We start from the raw sequence: 19,912 nt of genomic DNA on the forward strand, positions 1-19,912 counted from the left end.
ATCAGTTACTGGGCGTCGAGTTGCTTGCCACGGGTTTCCGGCAGGCTCAGGGCCGCGAGGATCACCACGCCGTAGGAAACCGCCGCAAAGGCACCAATGCCCACACTCAGCGGCACGGTCTGGCTGAGCAGGCCGATCAGCAGCGGGAACAACGCCGCCAGCGCCCGGCCGATGTTGTAGCAAAAACCCTGGCCCGAACCGCGAATGCGCGTGGGGAACAACTCGGTCAGGAATGCACCCATGCCACTGAAAATCCCCGAGGCGAAGAAGCCCAGCGGGAAGCCCAGCCACAGCATCACGCCGTTGCTGACCGGCAGTTGGGTGTACAGCAATACAATGGTGAACGAGCCCACGGCGAACAGGATGAAGTTCTTTTTACGTCCGAGGATGTCGGTCAAATAAGCGCTGATGACGTAACCGACGTAGGACCCGATGATCACCATCGCCAGATAACCGCTGGTATTGAGTACGCTCAAACCGCGCTCATTCTTCAGAAAAGTCGGTAGCCAGGACGTGATCGCGTAGTAGCCGCCCAGCGCGCCGGTGGTCAGCAACGAAGCGCGAATCGTGGTGAAGAGCATGCCGGGGGCAAAGATCTCGTAGAACTTCGACGGGTTGCTCGGCTCCTGTTTCGCTTTGGCTTCACGATAGATTTCCGGGTCCTTGACCAGACGACGGACAAAAATCACGAAAATCGCCGGCACGATGCCGAGGATGAACAGTGCGCGCCAGGCGTCTTCCGGTGGCAATACCGAGAACAGCAGCGCATACAGAATTGCGGTCAGCCCCCAACCCAGCGCCCAGCCGGATTGCACCATACCCACTGCCTTGCCGCGGTCCTGGGCGCGAATCACTTCGCCGATCAGCACCGCGCCGGCCGTCCACTCGCCACCGAAACCGAAGCCCATCAGGGTCCGTGCAATCAGCAGTTGCTCGTAGCTCTGGGCAAAGCCACAGAGGAAGGTGAAGAAGGCAAACCACAACACGGTCAGTTGCAGGGTGCGCACACGACCGATGCGATCGGAGAGAATCCCCGCCACCCAGCCACCGATGGCCGACGCGATCAGGGTACTGGTATGGATCAGCCCGGCCTGGCCGGTGGTGATGCCCCACATGGCAATCAGGGTCGGCACCACGAAGCTGAGCATCTGGGTGTCCATGCCGTCCAGGCCATAGCCGATCTTGCAGCTCCAGAAGGTGCGGCGTTCCTGCTGATTGATGTTGCGATACCAGTCAAAAGGTCCCGGGCGGGCCGAGGCTTTCGGAATGGCGGTGGTGTCGGGCGCACTCATGGCAAATCTCCGCGCTGATTTTATTGGTATTGTTCTGAGCCCCGACGACGCCTATCGTGGGAACCGGATGCGTCGATTCTTGGACGCGCGCCCCTGCTGCGTCCAACTAATAAAAACCCGCCTTAGACATAAGAAATCTTTATCCCATGAACCTGAAGTTTCTCGAGACCTTCGTCTGGGTCGCCCGACTCAAGAGTTTTCGCCTGACCGCCGACAAGCTCTTCACCACTCAGGCCTCGATTTCCAGCCGCATCGCAGTGCTTGAAGGCGAGCTCGGGGTAAAGCTGTTTCTGCGGGACTCACGCGGCGTGAGCCTGACGCCCGAAGGCCTGAAAGTGCTCGATTACGCCGAGCAGATGATGGACACCATGCAAGCACTCAAGCAGTCGATCGAGACCCGCTCGAGCAAGGCCGGACGGGTGCGCATCGGCGTGATGGACACGGTGATCCATACCTGGCTAAGCCCGTTGGTGGCGCAGATGACCGATCACTACCCGCTGGTGGAAATCGAACTGGTGGCCGATACCTCGCTCAACCTCTGCGATCAGCTGCAAAAAGGCTTTCTCGACGTGATCCTGCAAACCGACCTGCTGCGCCAGGAAAGCGTGCGCAGCCTGGAACTGGCCAGCCACCCCATGGGCTGGATTGTCGCCAGCAATTCCCTGTACAACCGTGAGTATTCAGGCGTCGCCGACCTGGCGAAAGAGCGGATCATTACCTACTCGAAAAACTCTCACCCGCATCAGCAAGTGCTCGCCCTGATGCAGGCCAATGGCGTAACGGCGCCACGTCTGAACTGCGTGAACTCGGTGTCGGCAATTACCCGGCTGCTGCGCGATGGCTTTGGCATCGGCGCGTTGCCGCCGGTGCTGGTGGCCGAAGAGCTGGCACGGGGGGAGTTGACCCTGCTGGACATCGATCAGCGACCACCCGACTTGCAGGTGGTGGTGTCGTGGCGGGTAGGCGTTGAGTGGGTCGAGGAGATTGTGGCGTTGTGTCAGCAGGTGCTGGAGGAGTATGCGCGGAAGGTGGGAGAGCGCTACATGGTCTTGAGCAAACCCCTGGCCAGCCTCTGAAAAGGAGCTTTCCATATCACAAGAAGCAATTACTATCATTTGCATTAATATTTTGAAAATGTATTCTCTGCGCGCATTCAGTTAAACCACTGTCCAGAAGGAATCGGACTTGATGCGCGCTTTCACGCAAAGACAGCAGCAACTGCTCTCACACTGGAGCCAAGCTCTCGGCACTCCGGCCTTCCATTCCCGCCGCATCACCCTCGATCATTTGAGCAATGCCCTGGAGCGCGCCGCGCGGCGCTGCCTCCAACGCCTGATCCTGTTTACACCTTGCGCCTCATCGAGGGCGTTGCCTGGCTCTGCGCCCTGACGCTGGCGGCCACGGCACTGGCTAACGAATGGCTGGGGTTTCTCGTCAGCCGGTTGCTCTGGCCGCCATCGGGATCCGCTGGGTGCGCTCATTCTCCTTCGCGCCAGCCCCCACAATCTTGTCTACCCACACTTGTCACGACTAAAAAAAAGACCACCTCATGACCCGAACCAAACTTTCCCTGTTGATTCCGTTGCTCGGCTCCGTCAGCGCCCAGACCTGGGCCGAGGACACCGACCAGCAACCCGGCACATTGAACATGCAAGCCACTGTCGTTTCCGCGACTCGCAGCGAAGCGACCATTGCCTCGATTCCAGGCTCGGTCCAGGTGATCGACGAACAGCAGATCCGCCAACAGAGTGGCGCCGGGCGTCGGGTTTCCGACATCCTGGGGCAACTGGTTCCCGGCCTGGCGCCGTCCAGCGGCGGGATGAGCAACTTCGGCCAGACCCTGCGCGGGCGCAACATGCTGGTGTTGATCGACGGCGTGTCGCAGAACGCCACGCGGGACAACTTCCGCCAACTCAACAGCATCGCACCGGCCAGTATCGAGCGCATCGAGGTGGTTTCCGGCGCCAGCAGCATCTATGGTGCCGGTGCTTCGGGCGGCATCATCAACATCATCACCAAGCGCAATCAGGGTCAGGACCTTGCCTACAGCAGCAAACTGGGCCTGACCACCGGCAATAACCTCAACAGCAAGGGTTTCGCCTACGAGGCCTTTCAGAGTGCGACCGGACGCAAGGATGCCCTGGACTGGTACGTGTCCGCCGACCTGACCCAGCGCAACGATCAGTACGACGGCAACGGCAATCGCATCCCTCAGGACACATCCCAGGGCAGCAACATGGACACCGACACCTATGACCTGCAAGGTCGTTTCGGTTACGAACTGGATGCCGATAAAAAACTCAGCCTGTCGCTGCAGGACTACAAGGACCAGCAGGACACTGACTACACAAAAGACCCGAAAAACCTGCAAGAGGCCGTGGCGGTCAAAGGACTGAAACTCGACGACCAGCCCTACACCCATAACCAGGCGGCCAACCTCAACTACACCGACAACGACTTCTACGGCCAGGGCCTGCAACTGGAAAGTTACTGGCGCCGGGCCGACGCGCTGTTCTTCCCGGACCTGTCACGGGGCAAGGCCGGGATCGCCGACAACAACAGCGTGCAGGATGTCTACGGCCTGCGTGCCGCCATCGACACGCCGTTGCCGGCCATCGGCAGCGCCACGGGTAACCTGGTCTGGGGCGCCGACTATGATCACGAACGCTCCCGCCAGCGCGGTGACCAGTACACCCTCAAAGGGCTGACCTACACCAAGACCGGCACCACTTACGAGATGGGCCCGGATATCGAAACCACCACCAAGGCGCTGTTCGGGCAGATGTCCTGGGACATCGGAGACTGGACCTTGCGTGGCGGTGTGCGCCGCGAATGGATCGAAAGCGAGGTCTCCGACAGCATCGCCTACGGTCAGATCGTCCAGACCGGCGTACGTGCCGTCCTGCCCGGCGACACCCTCAAATACGACGCCACGCTCTATAACCTGGGCGCGGTCTATCACCTGAGTGAACATCAGGACGTCTTCGCCAATTACAGCCAGGGGTTTTCGCTGCCGGACATCCAGCGCTTCTTGCGTGACGTGAACAGCACCTTCGACATCCAGAGCCTCAACGCCCAGGCCATCAAGGTCGACAGCTACGAGCTGGGCTGGCGCGGTGACTGGGACCGGTGGCAGGCCGACGTCACCGTCTATGAAAACACCTCGGACGTGACCCAGTTCTACGATGCCAATAACCGTGTCTTGCGCCTGATCAACCAGAAGGAGCGGGTTCGCGGCATCGAAAACAGCCTGACCTACCTCGCGACCGATCACTGGTCGGTGGGTGGCACCTATGCCTGGGCCAAAGGCGAGACCGAGCAGAACGGGAAATGGATCGATCTGCCGGCGACACGCATTTCACCGGCCAAAACCACGCTGTTCGTCGGCTACACCGAAGACGACTACACCCTGCGTCTGCAAGGCATGCACCTGTCCAGTTACGACGCTGCCGCCAAGGACAACAACGGGCGCGACATTGAAGGCTATACGCTGGTGGACCTGCTCGGCTCCGTGTACTTGCCGGTCGGTCGTCTGGAAGGCGGGGTGTACAACCTGACCAACCGCACGTACGTCAACCTGTTCGCCCAGGCCAACGCCAGAGCGCCATTCCCCAACGCCGAAGGCCGCACCTTGAGCATGACCTATTCGATTGATTGGTAATCAAGCAAGGAGCCGGCTTGCCGGCTCCTTGCCGTTCGCCAGTGTTACAAGCCGCGTAAATCCCGCTCTTCGATCGGCCGGCTCTGGCGCAGACGCTTGCCACCCAACACCACCCAGTCGATCAGACGGAACAGGCATTCGAGACCAAACGACAGCAGCAACGCGCCGCCCATGCCCCAGACCATCGCTTCGGGCGTCAACAGGATCTGGTAGCTGTAGCCATTCCAGGTTTCCTTGCGGATGTCCGGATCAGCGGCCAGCACCACTTGCAGGAAGCGGATGTACCACGGCCCCTGCATCGCCTGGAACTGTTTATCCAACGCCAGTTGACGGGTCAGCAGGTTGCTCAGGCTGTCGGCATCGCTGCGAAAGATCGGGTCTTCGCTGGCCCGGTAGTGGGCCACCAGGGCTTGCATGTCACCCTTGAAGAACTGATTGGCGGTGTTCTGGAACCCGCTCAACCCGGCTTGCGCCTCGATCAGATGCGCCTCGACCCGCTTGGCGTAATCATTGATGAAGCCCGGCACCTGGACACCGATCAACAGGCCCGCCGCAAACAACACCAGCCGTAGATAACTGAGCAACATGGGGGTTGAATCCTTATGAGGTCTGGCCCTGGCTGACGCATTCGCCGCGCCGCCACAGGCTCCATTGACCCGGTTCGTAACGGGTCCAGGTTTCGTTTTCGGTCAGGGGTTCGGTGGCAATGACGGTGACCACATCGTTAGGTGTGGTTTCGGCCTGAAAGTCGACGATCACGTCGACATCCTTCAAGCGCGCCGGGCCAAACGGTGCGCGACGGGTGATTTGCGCCAATTTGGTCGAGCAATAGCAGAACAGCCAGTCGCCGTCGCTGAGCAGACAGTTGAACACGCCTTTGCTGCGGTACTCGGCGCAAGCGGCCACCAGATCCGGCAGCAACGCTTCGACCTCGACCGGTTCGGGGAACGCCGCACGCACACGGTTGAGCAAATCGCAGAACGCCGCTTCGCTGTCGGTATCACCCACGGGACGATAGAAACTGGCTGCTGGCTGAAAATCCGCCAACTGGCCGTTATGGGCGAAACACCAGTTGCGCCCCCACAGCTCACGGACGAACGGATGCGTGTTGGACAGGCAGACCTTGCCGACGTTGGCCTGGCGGATGTGCCCGATCACCACTTCGCTCTTGATCGGATAGCGCTGCACCAGGTTCGCGACTTCCGACTCGCAGCTTGCCGCCGGGTCCTGGAACAGCCGCAGCCCACGGCCTTCATAGAAGGCAATGCCCCAGCCATCGCGGTGTGGACCGGTGCGACCACCGCGCTGCATCAGCCCGGTAAAGCTGAACACGATATCGGTCGGGACATTGGCGCTCATGCCCAATAACTCACACATGCTCGGACTCTCGCTCAATCGCAGGGGCAAGGTTACAGACGGGGTTCGACTCGCATCCGCTGAGGATTGCTCGGCACCGGAGGACGACCGTAGCGATCATCGCCGGCACCGCCGAACGGTTGATCGTCTTCGGGTTCTTCGGCGCGAACGGCGGCTTTGGCGGCGGCAGCCTGTTCCTTACGGGCGTTGGAGGCGCGTTCGATGGGGAAACGGATCGCCACCAGCACCAGATAGAAGCCGAACGCGATCATGCCGTACATGAACAGATCGGAAATCGCCCGCCAGGCGTTGTTGCCGACCTTGAACAGCAGGTCGAGCGCGGTAATGGCGACGGCCGGTGCGACTTTGTCCTTGACCGGGTCGATGATGGTCGGGCTGAACAACAGCACGGCCATCGCCAGCCGCAACGGCTCACGTAGCCAACGCCACATCCAGCGGGTCAAGCGCATCCACACCAACAGGCAGCCCAAAGCGGCGAAGGCGTAGAGGCCCCAAGCGATCAGATAGTCGTTCTCGGTCATGGTGTCCATGGCAAGGCAGGCAAAGAGGCGCTTATGATAACGGCTTTTCGCCCATCAGGCTTGCCCAATGGCAGTAGGTCAAGACACAGGACCTGTGGGAGCGAGCTTGCTCGCGATGGCGGACTGACTGTCAACATTGATATTGGATGTAATGGCCTCATCGCGAGCAAGCTCGCTCCCACAGGTTTCAAACCTATTTCGTACAGAGTTCGAGAGTTTTCCATGCCCCTATCCACCAACATTCACGACGCTCCGATTGCCCACATGGCTGATGGCTCCGACCCGTATGCCTGGCTGCAAGAGCGCGACACCAAGGCAGTGCTCGACTACCTGAAAGCCGAAAACAGCTATCAGGAAGCGCAAACCGCCGACCAGGCCGGACTGCGCGAAACCCTGTTCGAAGAGATCAAGGGGCGGATTCTCGAGACCGATTTGTCCCTGCCCTCACCGTGGGGACCGTATCTGTACTACACCCGCACCACGGCGGGCGATGAGTACGCCCGGCACTACCGCTGCCCGCGTCCGGCCGATGACAGCCTGACCCTCGACGAAAGCCGCGAACAACTGCTGCTCGACCCCAATGAACTGGCCAAAGGCGGCTTCTTTTCCCTGGGGGCGTTCAGCATCAGCCCGGACCATCAGCGCCTGGCCTACAGCATCGATTCCAGCGGCGAGGAGATTTACACGCTGTTCGTGAAGGAATTGTCCGACGGCCGCGTCAGCGAGCTGGAGTTCCAGGACTGCGACGGCAGCATGACCTGGGCCAACGACAGCCTGACACTGTTCTTTGGTGAACTGGACGACACCCATCGCCCGCACAAGCTGTATCGCTATCGACTGGACGGCACGGCGGCCGAAGAAGTGTTCCATGAGCCGGACGGTCGCTTCTTCATGCATTGCTACCGTTCAAGCTCCGAGCAGCAATTGCTGCTGTCCGTGGGCAGCAAGACCACCAGCGAAGCCTGGGTCCTCGACGCCAACCAGCCGCAGCAAGCCTTTACCTGCATCGCGCCACGGGTCGAGGAGCATGAGTACGACGTCGACCACGGCGTACTCGACGGTCAATGGACCTGGTTCATTCGCAGCAACCGTGACGGCATCAATTTCGCCTTGTACACCGCTGTCGATACCGGCGCCGCGCCCACCGAAGCCGACTGGCAGAACCTGATCCCCCACAGCGACACAGTGATGATCGACGGCATCAGCCTGAACACCGGGGCCATGACCCTGAGCCTGCGGGTTGGCGGCTTGCCGGTCATTGAAGTTCACCCGCATGGCCTGGCGCCCTATCGCGTGCAATTGCCGGATGCAGCCTACAGCCTGCACGTGCAAAACAGCCTGGAGTTCGAAAGCGACCGGATACGCCTGCGCTACGAAGCGTTGAACCGTCCGACGCAAATCCGCCAGCTTGAACTGGCGACCGGCGAGCAAAAAGTGCTCAAGCAAACCCCGGTGCTCGGCCCGTTCGATGCCGATACTTACGTCAGCCAACGCCTGTGGGCTACCGCGCCAGACGGCACGCAAGTGCCCATCAGCCTGGTGATCAAACGCGCAGACCTGGGCAAACCCGTGCCGCTGTATCTCTACGGCTATGGCGCCTATGGCGAAAGCCTCGACCCGTGGTTTTCCCATGCGCGCCTGAGCCTGCTGGATCGCGGCATGGCGTTTGCCATTGCCCATGTGCGTGGCGGCGGCGAACTGGGGGAAGCCTGGTATCGCGCCGGCAAGCAGGAGCACAAGCACAACACCTTCAGCGACTTTATCGCCTGCGCCGAACACCTGATCGCCCAAGGCTTCACCACTGCACCGCAGTTGGCGATCAGTGGCGGCAGCGCCGGTGGCTTGCTGATCGGCGCGGTGCTCAATCAACGGCCGGAGCTGTTTGGCGCCGCCATCGCCGAAGTACCGTTCGTCGACGTACTCAACACCATGCTCGACCCTGAGCTGCCATTGACCGTCACGGAATACGACGAGTGGGGCAACCCTGAAGAACCCGACGTCCATGATCGGATCAAGGCCTACGCCCCATACGAAAACGTCACCGCGCAAGCTTATCCGGCGACCCTGGTGATCGCCGGTTACAACGACAGCCGCGTGCAATATTGGGAAGCGGCCAAGTGGGTGGCGAAATTGCGCGCGACCAAGACCGACAGCAATCCCCTGCTGCTCAAAACTGAACTGGGTGCCGGGCATGGTGGGATGAGCGGTCGATATCAGGGATTGCGTGACGTAGCACTCGAATATGCATTTTTGTTCAAGGTTTTGGGCATTGCCTGAGGAACCTGGCGCGGTGTGCCAGTCTTAATTGCGCACACCGTCAGCCGATACACCACAGGGGATTGGCGGCGAATTCAAATTCGAGTCAGTAACACACAAAAAAGACCGTGACGACATGTCTGAACCAACCTTTCTGAACAACGAAATTCGCGACTGGCTGATGGATTGCGGCCTGTTCAATCAACTGCTGCCGGCGGACTTCGCCGCAGCTTCGGGCTACTTCAGTATCAGCACTATTGCCCAGGGCGAGGAGATCTTCCAGGAGGGCGATGCCGGCAGTTTCATGTGCATCATCCACACCGGTCAGGTGGCGGTGCAGAAAACCACCGCTGACGGGCAACGCGTCACCATCGCCACGTTGCGCAGCGGCCGCTCGTTCGGCGAAATGGCCGTGCTCGACGGCGAACGGCGCTCGGCCAGTTGCGTGGCCGCAAGCAACTGCCAGTTGCTCAACCTGGGCAAGGACTCGCTGGAAAAGATGCTCAACGACGCACCGAAAATCGCCGCCAAGATCATCCGCGCCCTCGCCGTGTCCCTGTCCAAACGCCTGCGCATGGCCGACGGCCAACTGCTTTCGCAGCAGGTCTAGCCGCCCGGCGACTTGGGTTTCGGCGGATTGGGCTCCAGGCCCGGTATCGGCTGGTCCTTGGTCGGCGGGCTCGGCATTTCAATCGGCACCAACGGCGGACCGCTACTGCCAGGGCCGACTTTAGGCAAAGGCGCCGGGCTGATCTGCGGGTACGGCGTGGGCGTCGCGGTGCCGGGCGAACCGGGTATCGGCGCGGGGCTGACGGGAATCGATTGCAGCTGTTGAGCCTGCACTGCAGTTATCGTGAGCGCGGCCAGGGCAATGACCGTTAGAATGGTGCGCTTCATCAATGGCTCCGTTGACCTTGTCGTCATAAACAGGCTACTCCCAACCGTGTCTGTTTGCCCTCCCGTGTTCTGCCAATTTTCTTCAAGTGAGCCCCATGAAACGTTTCGTTCTGCTGGACACCACCCCCATTCCTGAAAACGGCGGTGCCCTGTGCCTGTTCGAATACGGCGAGGATTTCGTCATCAAGATCCAGGGCGGCGACGGCGGACAATTGATGAACACGCGCATGCACGGCTCCGAAGATGCTCTGGCCGAGATCCCGTGTCGCAAGGTCGCCGGTCGACCGAATTCACGGGTGCTCATCGGCGGCCTGGGCATGGGCTTCACCCTCGCTTCGGCGCTCAAGCACTTGGGCAAGACTGCCGAAGTGGTGGTCGCCGAACTGGTCCCCGGTGTCGTTGAGTGGAATCGTGGACCGCTGGGCGAGAAGGCAGGCAATCCGCTGCTCGACCCGCGGACGGTGATTCGCATGGAAGACGTGGCCAAAGTCCTGCAAGCCGAACCCCAGGGCTTCGATGCCATCATGCTCGATGTCGACAACGGCCCCGAAGGCCTGACCCAGAAAGCCAACAGCTGGCTGTACTCTGCCGGCGGCCTGAGCGCCTGCGCCAAGGCCCTGAGACCAAAAGGCGTGCTGGCCGTGTGGTCGGCCAGCGCGGACCGGCAATTTTCCGACAAACTGAAGAAAGCCGGCTTCAAGGCCGAGGAAGTGCAGGTCTTCGCCCATGGCAACAAGGGCACCCGCCACACCATCTGGATTGCCGAGAAGCTCAAGGGCTGAGCTAAACTTCGCTTAATACCGTCATTAGTCATTTTACAAAGGTGAACCCATGAGTTCGTCCACCCCGACCAACACTTCGAAGCTGGATCGCATCCTCGCCGACAACCAGCGCGACAAGGAAATGGGCTACCGCGACAAGGCCCTGAAGATGTACCCGCACGTCTGCGGCCGCTGCGCCCGCGAATTCTCCGGCAAGCGCCTGAGCGAACTGACCGTGCACCACCGCGACCACAACCACGACAACAACCCACAGGACGGCTCGAACTGGGAGTTGTTGTGCCTGTACTGCCACGATAACGAACACTCGCGGTATACCGACCAGCAGTATTTCGACGAAGGCTCACTGAGCACGCCGAAAATCGCCAAAGCCACGCACAATCCGTTTGCGGCGTTGGCGGGGTTGATGAAAAAAGAAGATTAATAATCTTCAGTGCCTGAACTGGCCTCATCGCGAGCAAGCTCGCTCCCACATTGTTCTGCGTCCGTCAGGACACCTCGGTCAACTGTGGGAGCGAGCTTGCTCGCGATAGCAATAGCCCTGCCACCGCCAATCTCCAAACTGACCGCTGCCGCCCAATCCCCGTATAATCGCGCTTTTTTCCCGAAAGGCACCCCGCTCGTGGCAGACAAACGGTACAGCTGCATTGGTTTGTATAACCCCAAATCACCGGAGAACGTCGGTTCGGTGATGCGCGCCGCTGGCTGTTATGGCGTGGCATCGGTGTTCTACACCGGCAAGCGCTATGAGCGCGCCGCCGACTTCGTCACCGATACCAAGCGCGTGCACTACGACATCCCGCTGATCGGCATCGACGACCTGAAGAAAATCCTGCCTCTCAATTGTGTGCCCGTCGCCGTGGAACTGGTCGACGGCGCGCGCCCGTTGCCGGAATACACCCACCCGGATCGCGCGCTCTACATCTTCGGCCCGGAAGACGGATCGCTGGATAAAGAGATTCGCGACTGGTGTGAAGACGTGGTCTACATTCCGACCACCGGTTGCATGAACCTGGCCGCCACGGTCAACGTCGTGCTCTATGACCGCATGTCCAAGGGGCTCAATACCCGCTCCGGGCCAAAATTCCGCTGAATCGCCGCACATCCGATTGAACAAGCTGCCTGCCCTGGCGGTCAGCTTGACTATCGATCACTGAAGCCTGGAGACAGACCATGAGCGAACTCAAACGCGTCGAGCGTATCGAATCCACCCCGTTCCAGAGCCCCTCCGAGCAAAACGTGCAGGGCTGGGAACGCATCGGCTCCCTGGCCGGCGGCGTGGTGATGGTGGGCAAGGGCCTGCGGCGTGGCGGGATCTTTGGCCTGATCCAGGTCGCCATCGGCGGCGTGGCCCTGGCGCGCGGTATTACCGGCCACAGCTCGGCGAAAAGCCTGCTGGAGAAAAGCCGTCAGGACATAAACAACGTGCGGGCGAAAATCCAGCGGGCGGGTGAAGAACTGAGCCAGTTGAAGGCCAACGCCGAGGCGGCAACCAAAACCGCCACCGTGACCGGCAATGATTCCCTGAAGTCGCCGAAAGCCGGGGTTTGATCAGGCTTATCCGGCGGGGCTGATGGCCCTATCGCGAGCAAGCTCGCTCCCACAGGGTTATGTGGCGCTCACAACATTTGTGCTCACCCCCAATCATTGTGGGAGCGAGCTTGCTCGCGATGACGGTCTCACTGAATCAACTCGGTACTCAGTACCTTTGAAGACCCACCGATCACGCTCTCGCTGAGTTGAACAAACGCCTGGGTATCGATATCCCCCAGCCGCATCGCCCCGCGCAACACGTCGTCCAGCGAACGCTTGTTGTGGGTTTTCAGACGAATCTCGCGATCCAGTTCCTGCAGCAACACCACCGCCCTGGCCACCTGAACCGCTGTGATCTGATCACCGCGCAGCGCGGTGACTTTCTGGCTGCTCTTGACCAGTTTGCCGTGCAGGTTCTCGTAGCGTTCATCGCTCATGCCGCCGGCCCGGCGCACCAGTTCGATGGCGTAATACTCGGCAAAGCCTTCGCTGATCCAGTCACTACGCTGCGTGCCGTTGATCCGCCCGAACACCTGGGCCAATTCACGGACCAAGGCACTGGTGCCGCTTTCGCTGACCAACGGCAGGTGACTGTTGAGATAGATCGACTCGTGCGCCGACCGGCTGCCGCGCCACATTGGATCATTGGCCCCGACGATCAGCAGTTTGCCGGGGTGTCGCGGATACAGTGCCTGCACTTGCGGCCAGACGAAGGTCAGCAGTGTCAGCACATCCATACGACGCATACCCTGCCCCAGCGGCGAGGCGACAGTGACTTCAGTCTCGCCCAGACGAGTACGGCGGCTGCCGAGCTGGCCGGCGAGCATCCAGCCCGTGGGCCGGTCGAACAGTCGGGAAGGGTTGTCGATACGGAATTTGTTCTGGCCAATCCGTGGCCAGGCGGTTTCAACGCTTTTCCAGCCACCAGGCAGCTCGAATTCAAGGCGTGAAACCAGTTCGGTGCCATCCTGTTGATCGAGTCTGGCAGCCGGCACAAGATCGTCGCCGCGCATCAATGCCCAGTTTGGCGTCATGCGCGTGTCGAAGCTGCCGCTCTTGCGCCCGTGGTTGATATTCACGCGGTAAGTCAGGCTGGCCTTATCGGCAGTCGGGCGCCAGACACCGCGCGCCGCTTTGCCGGAGATCAGTTGCCATTGGCCGTCGGCCTTGAAATCGCTGTAGTGGCTGCCGTCGCCGAGGTCGAAATCCAGGCTGCGCACCGCCGAACCCTGGGCGAGCGTCAGACGCACTTCGGCCTGATCGCTCTGCGGCAACAGGCGCACGTGATAATCCAGATTGACCTTGTTCGCTGCCCATACGGGCGAATTCACGACCAGTAATCCAACGACCCACGCCTGCCGCCATCCCACAGCCATACACACTCCTTCGTGAAACGTTAAACGTTCGGCTGTCAGCCTGCGCGGAAAATCAGGTGATCTTCCCAATCATCTTCCGGCACGCTGCCTTCGGCGAGCATGCGCCCGGACTGGGAAATCCGCTCGTGATGCACGGCATCGCGATCACCGCACACCAAGTGATGCCACAACGGCAGGTCCTTGCCTTCGCTGACCAGGCGATAGCCGCAGGTCGGTGGCAGCCATTTGAATTCGTCGGCTTTGCCCGGCGTGAGCTGGATACAGTCCGGCACAGAGTCACGACGGTTAGGATAGTCCGTGCACTGGCAGGTTTTCAGGTCCAGCAATTTGCAGGCGATGCGTGTGTAATAAACGCTGTTGTCGTCTTCGTCTTCAAGCTTTTGCAGGCAGCACAGTCCACAACCGTCGCACAGCGACTCCCATTCCTCCTGATCGAGTTGATCGAGGGTTTTGCGTATCCAGAACGGTTCTACTTTGGCGGCCATGGTTCGAGCATCGACATCAGGTGGTGAAAAGGCCGCCAGTCTAGTGCCCATAGCCCCTTGGGCCAAGCATTGGCGACTGTCGGTAGAACGGGCTTGTCAGTTTTTGCGCTGCCAAGTAGGGTTTTGCGTTGCTCCCACTTTCAAACGTAGCCAGGAATCTCTTGATGAGTGCCAACCCACGCGTTGCCGATTACGCCATTCACCCCCAGTTCACCGATCGCTGGTCGCCCCGCGCCTTCACTGGCGAAACGATTCCAGAGGAAACCCTGCTGAGCTTCTTCGAAGCCGCCCGCTGGGCACCCTCGGCCTACAACTCGCAACCCTGGCGTTTCCTTTACGCACGTCGCGACACGCCGAACTGGGAGCGTTACCTGGGCCTGCTGAACGAATTCAACCGCAGCTGGGCTCAACATGCGTCGGCCCTGGTGATCGTGATTTCGAAAACCACCTTCACCGCGCCTGGCGCCACCGAAGAAACCCCGGCCCTGTGGCACACCTTCGATACCGGTTCCGCCTGGGGCCATCTGGCCTTGCAAGCGAGCCTGAGCGGCTGGCACACCCACGGCATGGCCGGTTTCGACCAGGAGCTGACCCGCAAGGAGCTGAACATTCCCGAAGGCTACGCCCTGCACGCGGCCGTCGCGGTGGGTAAGCTGGGGGACAAGGCGAGCCTGGCGGATTACCTGCAAGCCCGCGAAGAACCAAGCCCGCGTCGTCCGTTGAGTGAGTTGGCGGCTGAAGGTGACTTCACCCTCTAACAGCAAAAGATCGCAGCCTGCGGCAGCTCCTACAGGTGTACACATAACCCTGTAGGCGCAGGTTTTCGACAAACAGCTTCACCATCATCGACGGCGAAGTCGGTGCCGAGCTGTGGCCGGTCAGCAGCAGGCCCCATGCCGTCCAGAATGGATGTCGCTGGGGTAATGGCTCCTGACGGCACACGTCGATCACCGCGCCCGCCAGATGCCCTTCCTTCAAGGCTTCCACCAGATCCGCATCGACCACCGCCACACCGCGCCCAACGTTGATGAACAACCCGGTCGGTTTGAATTGCTTGAACAGCGCCGCGTCGTAGATATCGTGGGTTTCCACGGTGTTCGGCAGCAAATTGACCACGTAATCGACTTCACCGACCAGCCGCGGCAGATCCGCCAGTGAACCGACCTCAACAAACGGTGCCTGCTCCCGCGCCGTGCTGGCAACGCCATACAACTCGACACCGAACGGCACGAGGAACTGCGCGACACTATGACCGATATCACCGGTGCCGACGATCAGCACCTTGCGCCCCGCCAGGCTCTGGCCATGGCGACTGTCCCACTTGCGCTCGACCTGGCTGACCAGTCGTGCCAGTACTTCACGCTCGTGACCTAGCATATACGTGAGCACGTACTCGGCCATGACCTGGCCGAAGATGCCGACTGCACGCGTCAGGCGATAGTGCCGCGGCAAGCCATCGGCCAGCAGCGGCGTAATGCCAGCCCAGGTCGATTGCAGCCATTGTGGTTGATGGCCCTGGCGTAACAGGGTTGCCAACAAATCAGGCTGGCCGAGCCACACCGGACAATCGGCGGCCTGGCTGGCCAGTTCGGCGGAGTCACCGCTGGTCAGCACCTCCAGATCCGGTGCCGCCTCGCGCAACAGTTGGGCGTACACGGGGTGGTCGTGTTCAGCAATCAGGACGCGCATGCTTCAAACCTTTCAAAAACGGTGCAGACGACCGCCGACAGAGCGGTGCTCCGTCGATGCTGCCATCGCAAAAATCAATGAGTGTTTCATAACCACTCTGAACAGAGCCTGTCTGCTGCTCACACCGGATCGTTGCGACGCAACAATTCTTCCGGCAAGTGCTCGATGTACTCGTCTTCGGCAGGTGGCATTTGCAGGTGATAACCCTGTTTTTCGAGGTTTTCCAGCACGACCGTGATGTCCTCGCGCGACAACTTGCGCTCGGGGCTCAGCACCAGGTCGAACGCGTGGATGGCCTTGCCGAAGGCTGCCATCAGGGGATCCGGCACGCGCTCCAGAGCATCGCTCTTGAGCACATACAGGTACATTTCGTTTCTCTTCGAGCTGCGGTAGATGGAACAAATACGTTTCAAGGCTGTTCTCCGGCGGTGGCCAGGCTGTCGAGCAGCGCCTGGCCCATCAATTCGCGGCGCCAGCCACGCAGCGAATCAGGCAATTGGTAGGGACCATTGGGGAAGCCGCTCTTGAGCAGCGCTTCCAGGGTTTTCTTGCGCAGCATCAGTTCCGGCGCGATGTTCAGGCGCTCGGCTTCGGCCTGGCCGATGGCTTTCATCTGCTTGAGTAGAACGGCAGCGTCCACCGGCAACGGCTCCGGCACGGCTGGCGGCCATTGATCTGGCGACACACTGCCAGAGCGCTTGATCAGATCAAGCAGAAACTCGCCGTCCTGACGCACGGTACGCGGGTGCATGTCTTCGATTTTCGCCAGGGCGCCGAGGTTATCCGGTTGCGTACGCGCCAGCGGCCACAACGAATGCTCGCGGATAATCCGGTTGCGCGGCAGGTCGCGGACCCGGGCTTCCTTTTCACGCCAGGCGCAGAGCTCACGCAAAACGGCGAGTTGAGCGCGGGACAGCTTCCAGGCCAGCTTGGCATCGCGATAGACCTCGTACGGGTCGATCTCGCGGCGCAGGTTGGCCACCAGTTCGGCGCCGTCTTCCAGGACCCAGACGTATTTGTCGTCAGACAGCTTTGGACGCAGCTTTACGAAGACCTCAGCCAAATGCACGGCATCTTCGGCGGCATAGCTGATCTGGGTTTCGGAAAGCGGACGTTGCAGCCAGTCGGAACGGGTTTCACCCTTGGGCAGGTCGATGCCGAGCACTTCCTGCACCAGTCGCGAATAACCCATGGAAAAACCGAGGTTCAGGTAAGCGGCAGCCAATTGCGTATCGAACAGCGGCGCCGGCAGGCTGCCGGTCAGGCGTAGCAGGACTTCGAGGTCTTCGCTGCACGCGTGGACAACTTTGACCACCGCCGGGTTTTCCAGCAACGCGGCCAATGGCTGCCAGTTGTCGATGGTCAGCGGGTCGATCAGATAGGCGCGAACGCCATCACCGATCTGCAGCAGGCCGGCGATTGGGTAGAAGGTGTCGACCCGCATGAATTCGGTGTCGAGGGCAACGAATGGCAACTGCTGCCACTCGGTGCACAACCGTCCGAGGCTATCGTTGTCGCGAATCCAGTGAATATCGATGGCCACACGGCTCTCCCTTGAAGAATGGCGCGCAGTATATATCGCCCCCGGCGATTTCCGCGCATCCACTGAACAAGAGCGTTAGCGAAAACTACTGCGGGACATACAGAATAGTCCGACAAAGTCGGGCTAGCTGGTCTTACCCAGCACATAGACCCGCATCCGCGCACAACCGGGGAAAAAGTCCTGATGGCTGAGCAAACGGAAACCCGCCTTCCTGAACTCGCTTTCCACCTCGGCTTTGCTCGGCAACGGCCCTTCCACACCCGAGCGCGCGGCCTTGAAAAGACCGTCGAGGCGCACAGCGACAATCACCGTATCGCGACTGACCCGGTAAAACTCGCCAAGCATCGCCAGACGATGTTCCGGGTTGGTGAGGTGCTGAAACAGTTGCATGCAAAAAATGCAGTCAACCGCGTTCTCCGACAAGCCAATCGAGAACGCGGAGCTTTGAAAGGTCTTGACCCGCTTCAACAAACTCTGCGGGTGATGTGTGCGGGCATGATCGAGGATGTCTTGGGACGGATCCGTCGCGAGAATCACCCGATTGGCATGTTCGGCCAGCGCCGACCAGAAACGCCCCACACCGCAGGCCACGTCGAGGATCAGCCCCGGCTCGCCGGCGACCTTGAGTGCCTTGCGCACCAGTCGCTCCTCACGCCAGAGCGCCAGACGCCCGGCCAGACCCGGCGCTTGCGGCTGAAGGCAGACGCGCGCGTGCTCCTGGTCGTAGCGCCGGGCGATCTCAAGCTCTATGGCGGATGGGGGCTGAGCGGACATGTGCAATGGCTCTTGATAAAAGTTCTACTGGCCGCAGGTCGGCGGCCGCCGCGTGAAACAAAATCGGAGCACTCAATCTTTGGCCAACACGCCGTCAGCCACTGGACCACGACATCCGGCAAACATGTCCAGATCCTGGTTGTAGACCTTGCTGTTGACCTCCAGCAGCCCAAGCATCGAATGGAACAGGTTGTCCTGGCTCAGGGGTTTTTCACGACTCTGTTGCAGGCAGTGGGCATCTACCGCAAACGACTTTTTATAGCTGTCGGAGAACCAGGCAAACATGGCTACATGCTTTTGCTGCTCCGGTGCCAGCATGTAAGGCGTGCCGTGGAGGAACAAGTTGTATTCACCCAGGGACTCGCCGTGGTCCGACAGATACAGCATCGCGGTATCCACTTTTTCCTGATTACTGCGCAACAGATCGATCAAGGTCGACAGCACATGGTCGGTATATACCAAGGTGTTGTCGTAGCCGTTGACGATACTTTCGCGACTGCAATTGTTCAGGGCATTACTCTCGCAAACCGGGGTGAAGCGTTCGAACTCTTTCGGATAACGCTTGAAGTACTCCGGACCGTGGCTGCCCATCTGGTGCAATACCAATACCGTGTCCTTGTCCAGGGTATCGATGAAATGTTGCAGTCCTTGCAACAGGATTTCGTCGCGGCATTCGCTGTTGGCGCACAGCGTCGGGTCCTTCAGATTGCTGACGTCCTGAATGGTGACGCGATCGCATGTACCTTTGCAGCCTGACTGGTTGTCACGCCAGATCACGTCGATACCCGCATGCTTGAGCACATCCAGCAGGCCTTCTTCGTTCTTTGCCTTGCTGGCGTTGTAGTCCTTGCGCCCCATATTGGAGAACATGCAAGGCACCGATACGGCGGTTTCAGTACCGCAGGAATGCACATCGGTGAAGGCGATCAGGCCGTCTTCCTTACTCAGTTTCGGCGTGGTGTCACGGCTATAGCCAAGGATGCCGAAGTTCTCCGCCCGGGCACTTTCACCCACGACAAGCACCGTCAGGGATTTACGCCCGTGTGTCTGCCAGGCCGGATTGCGCTGGGCATCTTCACCGATTTTGACAAAGGGTTGCCGTGCAGTTGCTACTTTCTCGCGCAAGAAACCAGCCGAGGCACCGATGTAGTTGCTTGGCACCACCATCAGGCGCAACTCGTGGTGATTGCGAAACAGCGAAGACAGGCCTTGATAGTTAACCAGTGCAACACCACCAATGACCGCTGCCGAGGCAAAAGTCACCAAAACCTTACTGAGTAGTTCACGGTGCCAGCGACGATAATTAACCGGTGTCTTCCACAGCAGCCAAGATGGTAAAACGCCGAGCAGCACAATAAAAACAAACAACTTTGGCGACAGTAAGTCGCGCACTTCCGTAGCATTGGTCTCAGCGAAGTTACGCAACATGCCGGTGTCGATCAAAACACCATACTGGCTCATGAAATACGCCACGCCCGCACTGATCAAGAACAGCAGGGTCAGGACCGGCTTGAGCACCGGCCGGAATGCCAGCAGGGTCAGCACAATGTTGAAGGCCGCGAAGATCATCACCCCAAAGGCCACGCGCATGACGATGCCTTTGCCGTCGGATGCGGTGATTTCGAACAGGTGCTGCCAGAGTACAAAATTGAAGCCAACTAACAAAAATGCGCTGGCAATCAGTGTCACCCATTCGGGGCGCACGGCTTTAATCTTAAGCATGAGATTC

At 60.0% G+C, this 19,912-nt stretch carries 21 protein-coding genes and 1 pseudogene; 10 read left to right on the forward strand and 12 right to left on the reverse strand.

The annotated features are described in order from the left end of the window. Nucleotides 1–5: 5 nt before the first annotated feature. On the reverse strand, nt 6–1,292 hold the full coding sequence (locus tag AC1D1M_RS29725) for an MFS transporter (RefSeq protein ID WP_477778450.1): 1,287 nt from the start codon (nt 1,290–1,292) through the stop codon (nt 6–8). 146 nt (nt 1,293–1,438) lie between these two features. Here AC1D1M_RS29725 and AC1D1M_RS29730 point away from each other — a divergent pair, with 146 nt between their 5' ends. The 3 genes and pseudogenes from AC1D1M_RS29730 (at nt 1,439) to AC1D1M_RS29740 (ending at nt 4,953) form a co-directional block, all read left to right on the forward strand. Continuing rightward, a complete protein-coding gene (locus AC1D1M_RS29730; protein ID WP_477778451.1) occupies nt 1,439–2,368 on the forward strand; it encodes a LysR family transcriptional regulator in 930 nt (309 codons plus the stop codon). A gap of 261 nt (nt 2,369–2,629) precedes the next feature. Further along, nucleotides 2,630–2,826, forward strand: a pseudogene (locus AC1D1M_RS29735) (hypothetical protein); the annotation flags it as partial. Nucleotides 2,827–2,841: 15 nt separating this feature from the next. After that, a complete protein-coding gene (locus AC1D1M_RS29740; RefSeq protein WP_477778452.1) occupies nt 2,842–4,953 on the forward strand; it encodes a TonB-dependent receptor in 2,112 nt (703 codons plus the stop codon). A gap of 44 nt (nt 4,954–4,997) precedes the next feature. Here the strand turns inward: AC1D1M_RS29740 and AC1D1M_RS29745 are convergent, their stop codons facing one another. From AC1D1M_RS29745 to AC1D1M_RS29755, 3 genes are read right to left on the reverse strand one after another with little or no spacing between them, the layout of a single operon-like run. Further along, the gene (locus AC1D1M_RS29745) at nt 4,998–5,540 is read right to left on the reverse strand and encodes a DUF2937 family protein (protein ID WP_477778453.1); all 543 of its coding nucleotides are present in this window, start codon (nt 5,538–5,540) and stop codon (nt 4,998–5,000) included. A gap of 13 nt (nt 5,541–5,553) precedes the next feature. Further along, nucleotides 5,554–6,330: a class II glutamine amidotransferase gene (locus tag AC1D1M_RS29750; protein WP_095945363.1), complete on the reverse strand. Its 777-nt coding sequence runs from the start codon at nt 6,328–6,330 to the stop codon at nt 5,554–5,556. Between the two features lie 32 nt (nt 6,331–6,362). Next, nucleotides 6,363–6,860, reverse strand: coding sequence for an MFS transporter (locus tag AC1D1M_RS29755; protein WP_477778454.1), 498 nt, complete (start codon nt 6,858–6,860; stop codon nt 6,363–6,365). Nucleotides 6,861–7,073: 213 nt separating this feature from the next. On the opposite strand from AC1D1M_RS29755, the gene AC1D1M_RS29760 reads away from it, so the two are divergent. After that, nucleotides 7,074–9,128 carry a S9 family peptidase gene (locus tag AC1D1M_RS29760; protein WP_477778455.1) on the forward strand — a complete coding sequence of 685 codons (2,055 nt, stop codon included), beginning with the start codon at nt 7,074–7,076 and terminating at the stop codon, nt 9,126–9,128. Between the two features lie 115 nt (nt 9,129–9,243). Next, nucleotides 9,244–9,717 carry a cyclic nucleotide-binding domain-containing protein gene (locus tag AC1D1M_RS29765; RefSeq protein WP_150724348.1) on the forward strand — a complete coding sequence of 158 codons (474 nt, stop codon included), beginning with the start codon at nt 9,244–9,246 and terminating at the stop codon, nt 9,715–9,717. On the opposite strand, the gene AC1D1M_RS29770 is transcribed toward AC1D1M_RS29765, so the two are convergent. Next, complete coding sequence (locus tag AC1D1M_RS29770) at nt 9,714–10,004, reverse strand: hypothetical protein (RefSeq protein ID WP_477778456.1); 291 nt, start codon at nt 10,002–10,004, stop codon at nt 9,714–9,716. The genes AC1D1M_RS29765 and AC1D1M_RS29770 overlap by 4 nt on opposite strands. Nucleotides 10,005–10,099: 95 nt before the next feature. Between AC1D1M_RS29770 and AC1D1M_RS29775 the strand changes: the two genes are divergently transcribed. The 4 genes from AC1D1M_RS29775 to AC1D1M_RS29790 all read left to right on the forward strand — a co-directional run bounded on the left by AC1D1M_RS29775 (nt 10,100) and on the right by AC1D1M_RS29790 (nt 12,334). Further along, nucleotides 10,100–10,786, forward strand: coding sequence for a spermidine synthase (locus AC1D1M_RS29775; RefSeq protein WP_007898703.1), 687 nt, complete (start codon nt 10,100–10,102; stop codon nt 10,784–10,786). A 49-nt stretch (nt 10,787–10,835) separates the two neighbouring features. After that, entirely contained in the window at nt 10,836–11,207 is a 372-nt protein-coding gene (locus AC1D1M_RS29780) for a YajD family HNH nuclease (RefSeq protein WP_007898702.1), read from the forward strand. A gap of 198 nt (nt 11,208–11,405) precedes the next feature. Beyond that, nucleotides 11,406–11,876, forward strand: coding sequence for an RNA methyltransferase (locus tag AC1D1M_RS29785; RefSeq protein ID WP_150724345.1), 471 nt, complete (start codon nt 11,406–11,408; stop codon nt 11,874–11,876). A gap of 80 nt (nt 11,877–11,956) precedes the next feature. Continuing rightward, nucleotides 11,957–12,334, forward strand: a complete 378-nt coding sequence (locus tag AC1D1M_RS29790; protein ID WP_477778457.1) for a YgaP family membrane protein — start codon at nt 11,957–11,959, stop codon at nt 12,332–12,334. 128 nt (nt 12,335–12,462) lie between these two features. Here AC1D1M_RS29790 and AC1D1M_RS29795 read toward each other — a convergent pair whose 3' ends face one another. Both AC1D1M_RS29795 and AC1D1M_RS29800 read right to left on the reverse strand, forming a co-directional pair. Then, the gene (locus AC1D1M_RS29795) at nt 12,463–13,692 is read right to left on the reverse strand and encodes a hypothetical protein (protein WP_477778458.1); all 1,230 of its coding nucleotides are present in this window, start codon (nt 13,690–13,692) and stop codon (nt 12,463–12,465) included. Nucleotides 13,693–13,727: 35 nt separating this feature from the next. Further along, nucleotides 13,728–14,177 (reverse strand): YcgN family cysteine cluster protein, encoded by a 450-nt coding sequence (locus AC1D1M_RS29800; protein ID WP_008015986.1) that lies wholly within the window; start codon nt 14,175–14,177, stop codon nt 13,728–13,730. A gap of 164 nt (nt 14,178–14,341) precedes the next feature. On the opposite strand from AC1D1M_RS29800, the gene AC1D1M_RS29805 reads away from it, so the two are divergent. Continuing rightward, nucleotides 14,342–14,935 carry a nitroreductase family protein gene (locus AC1D1M_RS29805; protein WP_150717811.1) on the forward strand — a complete coding sequence of 198 codons (594 nt, stop codon included), beginning with the start codon at nt 14,342–14,344 and terminating at the stop codon, nt 14,933–14,935. On the opposite strand, the gene AC1D1M_RS29810 is transcribed toward AC1D1M_RS29805, so the two are convergent. From AC1D1M_RS29810 to AC1D1M_RS29830, 5 genes are all read right to left on the reverse strand, one after another. Next, nucleotides 14,925–15,866: a D-2-hydroxyacid dehydrogenase gene (locus AC1D1M_RS29810; protein ID WP_477778459.1), complete on the reverse strand. Its 942-nt coding sequence runs from the start codon at nt 15,864–15,866 to the stop codon at nt 14,925–14,927. The two genes, AC1D1M_RS29805 and AC1D1M_RS29810, sit on opposite strands and share 11 nt — an antisense overlap. A gap of 119 nt (nt 15,867–15,985) precedes the next feature. After that, the gene (locus AC1D1M_RS29815; protein WP_429386454.1) at nt 15,986–16,279 is read right to left on the reverse strand and encodes a YcgL domain-containing protein; all 294 of its coding nucleotides are present in this window, start codon (nt 16,277–16,279) and stop codon (nt 15,986–15,988) included. After that, the gene (gene rnd / locus AC1D1M_RS29820; protein ID WP_477778460.1) at nt 16,276–17,409 is read right to left on the reverse strand and encodes a ribonuclease D; all 1,134 of its coding nucleotides are present in this window, start codon (nt 17,407–17,409) and stop codon (nt 16,276–16,278) included. The genes AC1D1M_RS29815 and rnd overlap by 4 nt, the downstream gene beginning before the upstream one ends. A 123-nt stretch (nt 17,410–17,532) precedes the next feature. Next, complete coding sequence (locus AC1D1M_RS29825) at nt 17,533–18,183, reverse strand: class I SAM-dependent methyltransferase (protein ID WP_477778461.1); 651 nt, start codon at nt 18,181–18,183, stop codon at nt 17,533–17,535. A 72-nt stretch (nt 18,184–18,255) separates the two neighbouring features. Next, nucleotides 18,256–19,905 (reverse strand): phosphoethanolamine transferase, encoded by a 1,650-nt coding sequence (locus tag AC1D1M_RS29830; protein ID WP_477778462.1) that lies wholly within the window; start codon nt 19,903–19,905, stop codon nt 18,256–18,258. Nucleotides 19,906–19,912 lie beyond the last annotated feature (7 nt).

The organism is Pseudomonas sp. P1_F7, assembly GCF_056405655.1.

What these genes read in the sequence shown, in the direction of transcription:
- AC1D1M_RS29725 (WP_477778450.1), bottom strand. Translation starts at nt 1,292, where the DNA reads ATGAGTGCGCCCGACACCACCGCCATTCCGAAAGCCTCGGCCCGCCCG.
- AC1D1M_RS29730 (WP_477778451.1), top strand. Translation starts at nt 1,439, where the DNA reads ATGAACCTGAAGTTTCTCGAGACCTTCGTCTGGGTCGCCCGACTCAAG.
- AC1D1M_RS29740 (WP_477778452.1), top strand. Translation starts at nt 2,842, where the DNA reads ATGACCCGAACCAAACTTTCCCTGTTGATTCCGTTGCTCGGCTCCGTC.
- AC1D1M_RS29745 (WP_477778453.1), bottom strand. Translation starts at nt 5,540, where the DNA reads ATGTTGCTCAGTTATCTACGGCTGGTGTTGTTTGCGGCGGGCCTGTTG.
- AC1D1M_RS29750 (WP_095945363.1), bottom strand. Translation starts at nt 6,330, where the DNA reads ATGTGTGAGTTATTGGGCATGAGCGCCAATGTCCCGACCGATATCGTG.
- AC1D1M_RS29755 (WP_477778454.1), bottom strand. Translation starts at nt 6,860, where the DNA reads ATGGACACCATGACCGAGAACGACTATCTGATCGCTTGGGGCCTCTAC.
- AC1D1M_RS29760 (WP_477778455.1), top strand. Translation starts at nt 7,074, where the DNA reads ATGCCCCTATCCACCAACATTCACGACGCTCCGATTGCCCACATGGCT.
- AC1D1M_RS29765 (WP_150724348.1), top strand. Translation starts at nt 9,244, where the DNA reads ATGTCTGAACCAACCTTTCTGAACAACGAAATTCGCGACTGGCTGATG.
- AC1D1M_RS29770 (WP_477778456.1), bottom strand. Translation starts at nt 10,004, where the DNA reads ATGAAGCGCACCATTCTAACGGTCATTGCCCTGGCCGCGCTCACGATA.
- AC1D1M_RS29775 (WP_007898703.1), top strand. Translation starts at nt 10,100, where the DNA reads ATGAAACGTTTCGTTCTGCTGGACACCACCCCCATTCCTGAAAACGGC.
- AC1D1M_RS29780 (WP_007898702.1), top strand. Translation starts at nt 10,836, where the DNA reads ATGAGTTCGTCCACCCCGACCAACACTTCGAAGCTGGATCGCATCCTC.
- AC1D1M_RS29790 (WP_477778457.1), top strand. Translation starts at nt 11,957, where the DNA reads ATGAGCGAACTCAAACGCGTCGAGCGTATCGAATCCACCCCGTTCCAG.
- AC1D1M_RS29795 (WP_477778458.1), bottom strand. Translation starts at nt 13,692, where the DNA reads ATGGCTGTGGGATGGCGGCAGGCGTGGGTCGTTGGATTACTGGTCGTG.
- AC1D1M_RS29800 (WP_008015986.1), bottom strand. Translation starts at nt 14,177, where the DNA reads ATGGCCGCCAAAGTAGAACCGTTCTGGATACGCAAAACCCTCGATCAA.
- AC1D1M_RS29805 (WP_150717811.1), top strand. Translation starts at nt 14,342, where the DNA reads ATGAGTGCCAACCCACGCGTTGCCGATTACGCCATTCACCCCCAGTTC.
- AC1D1M_RS29810 (WP_477778459.1), bottom strand. Translation starts at nt 15,866, where the DNA reads ATGCGCGTCCTGATTGCTGAACACGACCACCCCGTGTACGCCCAACTG.
- AC1D1M_RS29825 (WP_477778461.1), bottom strand. Translation starts at nt 18,183, where the DNA reads ATGTCCGCTCAGCCCCCATCCGCCATAGAGCTTGAGATCGCCCGGCGC.
- AC1D1M_RS29830 (WP_477778462.1), bottom strand. Translation starts at nt 19,905, where the DNA reads ATGCTTAAGATTAAAGCCGTGCGCCCCGAATGGGTGACACTGATTGCC.